Source organism: Gordonia gummivorans (assembly GCF_022513585.1).
Taxonomy (GTDB): domain Bacteria; phylum Actinomycetota; class Actinomycetes; order Mycobacteriales; family Mycobacteriaceae; genus Gordonia.
The window spans coordinates 121,215-132,278 of sequence record NZ_JAKWBF010000013.1; the positions used below are offsets into that span (position 1 = coordinate 121,215).

Annotated in this window: 9 protein-coding genes and 1 tRNA gene; 6 read left to right on the plus strand and 4 right to left on the minus strand. The window is 67.1% G+C overall.

Annotated features, from left to right (window positions below):
• The first annotated feature begins 6 nt into the window (after positions 1-6).
• Entirely contained in the window at positions 7-1,182 is a 1,176-nt protein-coding gene (locus tag MKW15_RS11940; RefSeq protein WP_240857835.1) for a PDR/VanB family oxidoreductase, read from the plus strand.
• Here the strand turns inward: MKW15_RS11940 and MKW15_RS11945 are convergent.
• Positions 1,144-2,694 (minus strand): MFS transporter, encoded by a 1,551-nt coding sequence (locus tag MKW15_RS11945; protein WP_240857836.1) that lies wholly within the window; start codon positions 2,692-2,694, stop codon positions 1,144-1,146. The two genes, MKW15_RS11940 and MKW15_RS11945, sit on opposite strands and share 39 nt — an antisense overlap.
• Positions 2,695-2,784: 90 nt before the next feature.
• Here MKW15_RS11945 and MKW15_RS11950 point away from each other — a divergent pair, with 90 nt between their 5' ends.
• Positions 2,785-3,363, plus strand: coding sequence for a TetR/AcrR family transcriptional regulator (locus MKW15_RS11950; RefSeq protein WP_240857837.1), 579 nt, complete (start codon positions 2,785-2,787; stop codon positions 3,361-3,363).
• A 28-nt stretch (positions 3,364-3,391) separates the two neighbouring features.
• Positions 3,392-4,162, plus strand: coding sequence for a MerR family transcriptional regulator (locus MKW15_RS11955; RefSeq protein ID WP_240857838.1), 771 nt, complete (start codon positions 3,392-3,394; stop codon positions 4,160-4,162).
• Positions 4,163-4,171: 9 nt separating this feature from the next.
• Here MKW15_RS11955 and MKW15_RS11960 read toward each other — a convergent pair whose 3' ends face one another.
• The 3 genes from MKW15_RS11960 to dcd all read right to left on the minus strand — a co-directional run bounded on the left by MKW15_RS11960 (position 4,172) and on the right by dcd (position 7,632).
• The gene (locus MKW15_RS11960) at positions 4,172-5,440 is read right to left on the minus strand and encodes a hypothetical protein (RefSeq protein ID WP_240857839.1); all 1,269 of its coding nucleotides are present in this window, start codon (positions 5,438-5,440) and stop codon (positions 4,172-4,174) included.
• Between the two features lie 133 nt (positions 5,441-5,573).
• Positions 5,574-6,974: a UDP-glucose dehydrogenase family protein gene (locus tag MKW15_RS11965; RefSeq protein WP_240857840.1), complete on the minus strand. Its 1,401-nt coding sequence runs from the start codon at positions 6,972-6,974 to the stop codon at positions 5,574-5,576.
• An 88-nt stretch (positions 6,975-7,062) separates the two neighbouring features.
• Positions 7,063-7,632, minus strand: a complete 570-nt coding sequence (gene dcd, locus MKW15_RS11970; RefSeq protein WP_240857841.1) for a dCTP deaminase — start codon at positions 7,630-7,632, stop codon at positions 7,063-7,065.
• Between the two features lie 192 nt (positions 7,633-7,824).
• Between dcd and MKW15_RS11975 the strand changes: the two genes are divergently transcribed.
• From MKW15_RS11975 to MKW15_RS11985, 3 genes are all read left to right on the plus strand, one after another.
• A complete protein-coding gene (locus tag MKW15_RS11975) occupies positions 7,825-9,201 on the plus strand; it encodes a hypothetical protein (RefSeq protein WP_240857842.1) in 1,377 nt (458 codons plus the stop codon).
• A 303-nt stretch (positions 9,202-9,504) separates the two neighbouring features.
• Positions 9,505-10,917 (plus strand): HNH endonuclease, encoded by a 1,413-nt coding sequence (locus MKW15_RS11980; protein WP_240857843.1) that lies wholly within the window; start codon positions 9,505-9,507, stop codon positions 10,915-10,917.
• A 73-nt stretch (positions 10,918-10,990) separates the two neighbouring features.
• A tRNA-Gly gene (locus MKW15_RS11985) sits at positions 10,991-11,064 on the plus strand.

Consider the following 11,064-nt stretch of genomic DNA (forward strand, 5'->3'; position numbering starts at 1 on the left):
CGCCCGATGAACCAGCGCGCCCACCCACATACGACGACACTCACGTCGCCGCCCCCGCATCTGCACGGGCGGTGGCGTCACGACCCCCTGCTCACGCTCGGCACGGTGATCGCCAAGGCGTGGTGGCCCTTCTGGCGGCCGATGTCACCGCTGCGTCACACCGCCGAGAACGACGGTGTGACGACAGTGAAAGTCGTTCGGCGCGAGGTGGTTGCCGAGGACGAGAACGTCGTCGCCCTCACCTTCGCGGCTCCCGACGGCGGCATGCTGCACCGCTGGCATGCGGGCGCCCACCTCGACCTCCTACTTCTGTCCGGGCGGATGCGTGAGTACTCACTGTGCGGCGACCCCGCCGACCGCTACACCTACCGGATCGCGGTGCGCCGCATCCCCGACGGCGGTGGCGGGTCGATCGAGGTGCATGACACTCTGAAGATCGGTGACCTCATCTCGATCAAGGGACCGCGCAACGCCTTTCCGCTGGCGGTCCCCGGCCACGGATCGCCCGCACGCTCGGTCCGATTCATCGCCGCCGGGATCGGCATCACCCCGATCCTGCCGATGCTCGCGGCTGCCGAACGCTTTGGGCTCGACTGGTCGATGATCTACACCGGCCGAACCGCGGACTCGATCCCGTTCCGCGACGAGGTGGCCCGGTTCGGCGACAAGATCACCATCCGCACCGACGACGCCGCCGCCGGGAGCGGAGCGAGCGGGGCGCATGTCCCAGTCGGTCTACCGACGATGGACGAACTACTCGGTCCGGTCGACCCGGAAACAGGCCGTGCCCCAGGCGGTCTGGCGGTCTACTGTTGCGGACCCGTTCCGATGCTCGAGCGCCTGCGGACGCACCTCGCCGACCGCGCCGACATCGAACTTCACTACGAGCGGTTCTCCCCGCCTCCCGTCGAGGACGGTGAACCGTTCACCGTCACGCTTGCCTCCACCGGACAGCAGATCGACGTGGCCGCAGACGAATCCGCGCTGGCCGCGATTCGCCGGGTCCTGCCGTCGGTGCCCTATTCGTGCCAGCAGGGATTCTGCGGCACGTGCAAGGTCGCGACATTGTCGGGCGAGATCGATCACCGCGACAACATCCTGACCGAGCCCGAGCGCGCGGCCGGAACCATGCTCACGTGCGTATCACGAAGTCGCGGTGACAACCTCACGCTCGACCTCTGATCCCTCCGGGGCGGTATGCCCGCGGAGCAGATACAGTGCCGCAAGCCCGGCGAAGGCGGTGATCGCGACGGCCGCCCACACGGCGTTGTGGAGACCGTCCATGAACACGTCCTGTATGGCGGCTCGCACGGTGTCGGCCACGGCACTCGGCGCCTGATCGGCGACCGCGCCGCCGGCCATCACCGACTGTTCGGCGATCTCGCGCGCCTCGCGGGGTACTCCGATGTCCGACAATCGATTTCCGACGCCGGCGACGTACGCGGACGTGAGGATCGACCCGAGGACGGCCACACCGAGGGTGCCGCCGATCTCCCGGGTGGTGTCGTTGACCGCGCTGCCCGCACCGGCCTGCTCGGGCCGCAGCGAATCCATGATGAGCTGGGTGCACGGTCCGGAGATGAACGCGAGACCGGCCGCCATCAGCGACATCGACCAGATGATGAGCTCCCAGTAGCCCGACATCCGCGACGACACCTCGACCAAGGCAAATCCACCCGACATCAGGAATGCGCCGGTGACCGCGACCGGCCGCGCACCGAATCGGTGCGACAACGCCATCGCCACCGGCGAGAGCGCCGCCATGACGACCGCGAACGGCAGTGTGCGAAGGCCTGCTTCAAAGGGACCGTAGCCCTTGACCGCCTGAAAGAACTGCGTGATGAGGAAGATGAAACCGAACAGCGCGAAGAACGCGACGCTGATCATGCCCGCCGCGGTCGCGAAGCGGCGATTGGTGAAGAGCCGGACGTCGAGGATGGGGTGATCGATCCTCGCCTCGCGCCAGCCGAACAGAGCCAGAAGACCCAGTGCGACAACAAGTCCCCCGAGGGTCCGCGGATCCGACCAGCCGAAGTGCGGTCCTTCGATCACCGAGTAGGTGAGCAGCCCGAGGCCCGCGATCGACAGCGCCAGTCCGAGCAGGTCGAACGGTGCGACCACCTCCGGCCGGGTACCGGGCACCACCGCGAGGATCGCCACCAGCGCGACCGCCCCCAGCGGGACGTTCACCCAGAACACCGATGTCCAGGAGAAGTGTTCGAGAAGCCAGCCGCCCAGGACCGGTCCGATGGCCACTGCCACGCCCGACGTCGCCGCCCAGATACCCACGGCCGCAGCACGTTCGGAAGCCTCGGTGAAGATCGTGGTGATGATGGCCAGCGTCGCCGGAAACACCAGTGCAGCAAAGACTCCGAGGCCACCGCGGGTGGCGATGAGTTGCGCGAGATCCTGCGTCGACGCCGCGGCAACCGAGACTGCCATGAATCCGACGACGCCGGTGATCAGCATGCGCCGGTGACCGAACCGGTCGCCGAGGTAGCCGCCGGTCAGCAGCAGCCCGGCGAAGACGAGCGTGTACGCGTCGACGATCCACTGCAGCCCGGAGATCCCGGCATCGAGATCGCGGGCCATGGTCGGCAGCGCGACATTGACGATCGTGTTGTCGACCATGACCAGAAGCTCGGCGAAGCAGAGCGCCCCCAGCGCCCACCAACGATTGTTCAGCGTCTTCATGACGTGCCCTTCGGAGTTTGTGGAACATCGATCTATTGTTGTAGTACGTTGTTCTATTCAAGAAGAACACTGTTCTAGTAGGTTGTCAATATGTCCTCGGCAAAATCACGCACTCGAACCTCCGGCCCCGACATCCGCGTCGGTCTCATCGCGGCCGGGCGAAAGATCCTGGAGCGCGACGGCGTGGCCGGGCTGACAGTGCGTGCCGTCGCCGCCGAGGCGGGCGTCGCGCCGATGGGCGTCTACAACCACTTCGACGGCAAGGAAGGCCTGATCGACGCGGTGGTCACCGACGGGTTCGCGGAGTTCGCGTCGGCCATCGCCGCCACCGACGACGACCCGGCACTCCGGTTGAGCAACAGCGGCCGGGCCTATCGCACGTTCGCGCTGGCCAACCCGGTGTTGTACTCGTTGATGTTCTCCAGCGAGTGCGAAGCCGACCTCGAGGTGGCCGCCCGCGGCTTCCTGGCGCTGGCCGACATCATCCGCTACGGACAGGTCGCGGGACGCATCATCTCAGGTGACGCCAACGAATTCGCGCTGCAGGCGTGGTCGTGCGTGCACGGTGCCGTCGCGTTGGAACTCGCCGGATCCGCTCCCCCGTTCGTCGACACCGCTGCCAACTTCGAACACATCCTCGAGCTGATCGCACGCGGTCTCGCACCGTGAGGACAACGCCATCTGGGACAATGACCGCGTGACTGAGTATCGGATCGACGATCTCGCGCGCGCGGCCGGTACGACGACGCGCAACGTGCGCGGCTATCAGGACCGCGGCCTGCTGCCCCGACCGGTCCGCCGGGGCCGGATCGCCATCTACACCGAGGCGCATCTCGCACGCCTCAAGGTCATCAACGACCTGCTCAAACGCGGCTTCACGATCCGTCACATCAGCGACTTCCTGTCCGGCATCCAGCGTGGCGACGACCTCGCCGAGGTCCTGGGTTTGCAGGAGGTGGTCTCCGAGCCGTGGTCGAAGGCGACGTCGACCACGATGTCGGCCGACGACCTGCGCGACCTGCTCAACACCCGTAACCCTGCACATTTCGCGCAGCTCATCGACTTCGGCCTGATCAGCCCCGACGGCCCGGCGGACCCGCCGGAGAAGTACACGATTCTGGACCAGGAAACCGTCTCGGCATACGGACGCCTCGTGAAGCTGGGCGTTTCCCTCGGCGGCATCCTCGATGTCCACCGCAGGCTCGACGGCGAGATGTCGGCGGTGGCGGCCACCGTCATCTCCGCCGGTCGGCGTGCGGTCACCGAAGGCCGTGAGGACGGCTGGATTCCCCAGACGACCGCCGAATCCGATTGGGCCACCGAACTGCTGACCGAGCTGCGGCGCGCAGGAACGGTCACCGCCCACAACGCGCTCGACCGCGCACTGGACCGGGACCTCGCCCGGCAACTCGAGGAGTACCTCGGCGAAGCTCGGAAATCGCGAAAAGATCAGGACCGACCCTCGTAGCTCCCCACCTCAGGGAATGACGATCGGCGGTAGTCCCGGTAGCGGAATCGTGAGCCGTGGTCGCGGGCGTGGGCGTTGGCGTGGCCGCGGTCCCGGCGTCGTCTCGTCGGGTGTCGATTGCGGCGGTGGCGGCGGAGGCGGCGGGGTGTAGCGCGCAGCGGGCAGCCGCGCCTCGGCCAGGACGGCTGGGTCTGCATAGGACGGCTGTGCGGGTGACGACGGCACGGATTGTGCGGCGGCCTGGTTGTCGGATGTGGAGTCGCCGCCGAGTGCGAAGGCTGTTGCCACGCCGACCAGCGCGAACACCGCGACGGCACCGACAACGGCGGCAACCCGCCGGCCCGACGCCCGACTCAGCAGCCCACGAGTCCGCGACGGCGGCGCCGGGGCCACGTCGACCACGTCGTCCGGCATGAGCTCGTCGTCGGGTGCGACCTCCTCGACCTCCGAGTACGCCAACGACGTCGCGACCACCGGGATCGGCTCGGTCGGCCGGTCGTCGGCTGCGATCGGCTCCGGCTCTGCGATCGGCTCAGGCTCGGGCACCTGCTCCGGCATCGGCGCTGATTCGGGTGCCGGCGTCATCTCCGGAACGACCACCGGCGGCATCACGGGGAAGTCCGCCGAGCCGAGGTCATCGGCATCGACGTGGGCGTTCACCACGGGTGTTTCGGGGACGTCGAGATCGAGTACCGGCACGGCGACGGCGCGCGCGATCGAGTCGCGCAGGCCGGGCCAGTTGCGAACGCCGTCGGCCGCGACCACCGCGACCACGTTGCCACCGGCGTTCGACACCGCACCGCGGGTCAGGGTCTCCACCTGCGCGATCAGCTGTCGAGTCGGCTCCTCGACGTCGCGTCGGGCCAACCGGAACAGCCGGAGATGCCGGCGCCCCATGATGAAGGTGCCGTCCGATGCACGCAGTCGCTGACGACCCTGCGCGACGAGGTCGAGCAGTTCGCGATCCCAGTCGGCCGAGGTCGGCCTGTCCACACGACCGACTCTGATGAGGTGGTCGGCGATCATGCGGTCGAGCGTGGCGGGGCCGATGTCGTCGTCGGCCTGCGCAGATACCACCGCGCGCGATGCGAAATCGACGGTCAGGACCACGAGGCCGCTCTCGTCGAAGTCGAGGAGGACGACGCGCTCGTCGGTCGGCAAGCCGCGGGTTCGCAGCAGTTCGGCGATCTGCCCCAGCGAATCGACGATCTGATCGCGCGCAGCATCGTCGGCCGGTTGGCTCACGGCGTGGGCGGTGTCGTCGTTCATCGTGGTCATCAGTGGGCGGATTTCTGCGGTCAGGGACGGCTCTCAAGCTTGCGTCGCACATCGCCCCAGCGCCCCCACCGGCGAAAATGTGCCGAGTCGACCACCGTCGGTCGACCCCCTCGGAGCTTCAAACTAGCACGTGTCAGCCGCGCAGGGTCTGCGCAGCGTGCCCGACCACGTGGGCATTCGCTGTGTGCCGCTCCCGGCGTCGACCCGTCACCGGCCCTCCGATGGCGTGGTACTGCCATCCCGCGTCGAGCCACATCTGCGGGTCCAGGCATCGTCGGCCGTCGACGATGACCTTGGCGCGCACCACCTCGTCGAGCTCGTCGGGCGACATGTGCACGAATTCGGCCCACTCGGTGGCCACGACGACGGCATCTGCCCGGTCGCAGGCGTCGGCACCCGACGACGCGTAGGCGAGCATCGGGTAGGTCCGACGCGAATTCTCGAGGGCCTTGGGATCGAAGACCGTCACCGACGCGCCGCGCAACGCCAGCTGGCCGGCGACGCTGAGCGCCGGCGAGTCCCGAACGTCGTCGCTCTCCGGTTTGAAGGCCGCGCCGAGCACCGCGATGTTGCGTCCGAGAACGTCACCGCCGACCGCGTCGGACACGAGGTCCACCATCGCGGTGCGTCGTCGCATGTTGATCGCATCCACCTCACGCAGGAACCCCAGGGTCCGGTGGGCACCGAGCTCGTCGGCGCGGGCCGTGAACGCTCGGATGTCCTTGGGCAGGCATCCACCGCCAAAACCCAATCCCGCGTTGAGGAACCGCCGGCCGATCCGCGCGTCGTGGCCGATCGCGTCGGCGAGGGTACTCACGTCGGCGCCGACGATCTCGCACAGCTCGCTGATCGCGTTGATGAACGAGATCTTGGTGGCGAGAAACGCATTCGCCGACACCTTGACGAGTTCTGCTGTTGCCCAGTCTGTTTCGATGAGGGGAACACCGGTCTCGAGAATCTCCCGATAGATGTCCCGGATCACCGGGACCGCACTCGACGTTGTGCCGGCCGGGTCGGTGCCCACGACGATGCGGTCGGGCGTCAGGGTGTCCTCCACCGCGAAGCCCTCGCGCAGGAATTCGGGACTCCACGCCAGCTCCACTGCGACACCGTCGGCGGCCAGTACAGCGATCCGTTGGGCCAGGCCGGTGGCGGTACCGACCGGGACTGTCGACTTGCCGATGATGAGGTGGTCACCGCGCAACACCGGCACCAGGGCGTCGATCGCCGCGTTGACGTGCCCGAGATCGGCGGCGTGCCCGCGAGGTTCCTGTGGTGTCCCGACGCCGAGGAAGTGCACCGACGCATGTGCGGCCGCCGCACGGTGATCGGTGGTGAACGAGAGTCGTCCGGATGCGATGTTGCGGCGCAGGATATCCTGCAGGCCGGGTTCGAAGAACGGGACCTCACCCGCAGTCAGCCGCTCCACCTTCGCCTCGTCGACGTCCACGCCGAGCACGTCGTGGCTGAGTTCGGCCATACAGGCCGCGTGAGTCGCGCCGAGGTATCCGCATCCGATGACCGTGAGCTTCATGTCTCAGTGAGTACGCGGGTCGTTCGGCCATCGAACGACAAGAGACTGTCGAGTCGTGATCGTCTCGGTGAACTCCCGACGAACCGATTTACGGCTTGGTGAAGTTGAGGTATGCCTTCGACGGCGTCGGCCCGCGTTGTCCCTGGTACTTGGAGCCGACGGCCGCGCTGCCGTACGGATTCTCGGCGGGACTGCTCAGCCGGATCAGGCACAGCTGGCCGATCTTCATGCCGGGCCACAGCGTGATCGGCAGGTTCGCGACGTTCGACAGCTCCAGGGTGATGTGACCGGAGAAGCCGGGATCGATGAAGCCGGCCGTCGAATGCGTCAGCAGACCGAGCCGCCCCAGCGACGACTTGCCCTCGAGCCGTCCGGCGAGGTCGTCGGGCAGACTGCACACCTCGAGCGTCGAACCGAGGACGAACTCACCCGGATGCAGCACGAACGGCTCATCCTTGGCCGGTTCGACGAGGCTCGTCAGTTCGTCCTGCTGCTGCGCCGGGTCGATGTGGGTGTAACGGGTGTTGTTGAAGACGCGGAAGAGGCTGTCGAGCCGCACGTCGACGCTGGAGGGTTGGACCAGCGTCGGGTCGAAGGGGTCGATGCCGAGGCGGCCCTCGGCGATCTGGGCACGGATGTCGCGGTCGGAGAGCAGCACGTTGTGAGGTTATCGGACCGGCTGTTCGCCGTAGGCCCCGACCGTGAGCCAGACAACATCGAATCATCAAGAGTTGTTTACGTCGTGGACGCTGCCGAACCGGCAGAGGATCTCTAGAGTTTGTTTCGCAACGCGCAGGATCGAGATCGATGCTGTCGACGGGGGACGTTGCACGTATGGATGGGGAGATCCATGGTCGGGGTTCGGGTGGGGTGGCATCGCTGTGTCATCGCGACGTTGTCGGTGGTGTTGGCGGTTGCGATCGCGTTGACGGCAGGCGAGCGGGGTGTCGCCGCGGTGGCAGCGCCGTCGAAGTCGCCTGCGGCGCCCACCGAATGCGTGGGTTCGCGGTTCGCGACGCTCGGCGCGGTGTACGACGCGATCTTCGATTCGTTTCTGCCGATGATGCCCGCGCAGATCCGTGATCGGTCCGCGTCGATCAAAGCGCAAGCGCACCGCGACATGGGGGCGCTGAAGATCTCGACGCTTGCGGTGTCGACGCACCCGTACGACCTCGGAGCCGACGAGCGCTCCCCGATCATGAAGTACCGAGATCCGGTGTCGCAGTGGATCGTCACGCAATTGGTGAACGTCCGCGACGGCCACGGCGGCGACGTCATCTCGGTGGAGAATCTCACCGTCGCGCAGGCAGTCGAGACGGTGTGGCTGTATCTCTATGTGACGGTGATGGTTCCGTTGACCATCGCCCGACGCAGCATTCCGTCGATCGGCCCGCTGGTGGGACCGTTCAGCATCGGCACGCTGCTCACCCTGCCGATCGTGCTGGGCGTCCTCGGTGCCACCGCCGTCTACAACAGCCTGAGCTCCAACCTGGTCAAGGCATGCATCGTGTCGGTGACCGAGTCGCAGAAGCGTTCCGCGGGACAGCCGGTCAAGGATCTGCGATTCACGAATGCGGTTCCGGCGATCGTGCGTGACATCGCGAGTCAGGTGTCGGTCGCCGATCCCAAGACCTGCCCGGCCATCGGCAATCTGCCGGTGTCGCGCATCGTCGACCGGACGTCGACCTACCTGCGCGCCATCACCCGCGACGCCGGTACCCAGCGCCAGATCGGCGACCTGAGCACCCGCGTGCAAACGTTCCTCCGGTCATACCGTGTGCCGCACAACCTGATTCCCGCCGACCCCGCCGACTTCAACTCCGGCGAGGGCGCACTCTCCCAGATCGGCCTGATCCTGATCCCCTACGTCGGCGGCGCACCGCTCGACATCGCGATCGGCCTCAACCACAATCTGCGCGACGGCCACATCGCCGACACCGTCCCGCTGTCGGACCTGACCGTCACCAAGAGCCTGACCGCGGCGTACTACACCTACGCCCTGACCGCCCACTTCATCGAACTCATCTGGCGCTACGGCGCATCCGACCCGACCGCCACGATGATCAACAGCCTCTTCCCCGGCGCCGGCATCACCGCCGACATGATCCCCCGCAGCACCGGAATCATCGGCGCTCCCAACCTCTATGGCCTGGTGGTCTTCCACAACGTCCTGCGCTCCCTCTGCCTCACCGAAGACAAACGCCCAGCCTCGACGCCGCGCTGGTGACCTCACCGCGTTCCGCGGAACGCACCCACCCCGCTGGTTCAGCCACGCCCCTCTGCTGTTCAGCCATGCCCCTCTGCTGTTCAGCCGCCCCCCTCTGCTGGTTGAGTAGGCGAGCCCCCCGGGGCGAGCCGTATCGAAACCCGGCGACCTGACAATGTCAGTGCACCCCACACCAATTCCGACCACACCGGCGTTCCGCGGAACGCGGTTGTGGACAGCCCGACGTTCCGCGGAACGATTCTGTCGGTACCCACCGATACCTTGTCCGTAGTGAGATCGAGATCCACACATCGGGGAGGGCCCATGCCAGTCACTGCGGTGACATCGTTGTCGGACACCATGTTTGACCACACACCAGCCGACCAACTCTCCACCACGGAACTGACCGACCGCGTCGTCGGCTACGCCGGCCAGATCGCTGCTCTCACCGCCAGGTTCCTGGAGTACCTCGCCGAATTCGACGCCCGCCGCGCCTGGTCGGGCGAAGGCATCCGCAGCTGCGCCGACTGGCTGTCCTGGCGCACCGGCCTGTCCCGACGCACCGCCCAAGACCACGTCCGCGTCGCCCACGCCCTCACATCGTTGCCCGCCATCCGGACCGCGTTCACCGAAGGCCGCCTCACCTACTCCAAAGTTCGCGCCCTCACCCGCGTCGCGACCCCCATCCGCGAGAACGAATTGTTGAACGTGGCGCTGTCGGCGACCGCCGCCCAGGTCGAACGGCTCGTGAAATCGATACGCAACATCGATGCCCTCGACCCCGACACCGGCATGCCACTGGAGCCGACCGCGGTGCGCCGATCCAAGGGCAATTGGCGGTGGCACTGCGACGGCACACTGTCGGTCTCCCTCAGATTGTCACCGGTCGACGGCGCGGCGTTCCTCGCCGCCGTGGTGCGCGCCGAGTACGAACGCCTGCGCACCAGCGGTGACGCCGACGTTCCGCGGAACGCGCTCACCGACCCCGAAACCGCTGGTCCCACCGACGGCAACCTGAAAGAACCCGGAGAACGTATCGATCTATGGCGGGGAGTGCCCCACGACATCAGCGCCGCCGTCATCGCGATGGCCGACACCACCCGCACCCTGACCGACGTTCCGGAACTGACCCGCGGCGCTGAGATCATCGTCCACAAGCCCCTCGAGGACGACCTCGAAGACCCGCACCTCGAAGACGGCCCGGCATTGACCGACGCCGAGGTCGACACCCTCGAATGCGGGGCATCGGTCCGCGAGATCGGGAAACGTCAGGGCGTCACCCTGCGGTGGGGACGTAAACGCCGCCCACCCACCACCGCGCTGGTGCGGATGATCTCCGGCCGCGACCAGCACGAATGCGCCCATCCTGGCTGCGGGCGCACCCGCCACCTGCACCTGCACCACGTGCGCCCGTGGTCGAAGGGCGGCACCACCGACCCCGACAACCTGATCCTGCTGTGCTCAGCCCACCACGCCGCGCTGCACCGCGGCGTGTTCGGCATCACCGCCCACGGCAACCAGCACTTCACCTTCCACCGCCCCGACGGCACACCCATCGACACCGCACCGCCGACACGGGCACCCAACCCATGGCACCCAGACCCCGACATCGCACCCGACGCCACCACACCCGTCGGCGGCGGACGCCTCAACCTCGGCTACACCACCGAAGTCCTCTACGCCGCCTGGGCATACAAAGCAGAACGAGCCGAGACCAGGGAGTTGGAAGCGGCCTAATCGGTCGGCGTCGCGTCGACATCCCCCGTCACCCATTTGCTACGCTGTCGATCGCGAGTCTCACCGCTCGCACGCCGATGTAGTTCAATGGCAGAACATCAGCTTCCCAAGCTGAATACGCGGGTTCGATTCCCGTCATCGGCTCCA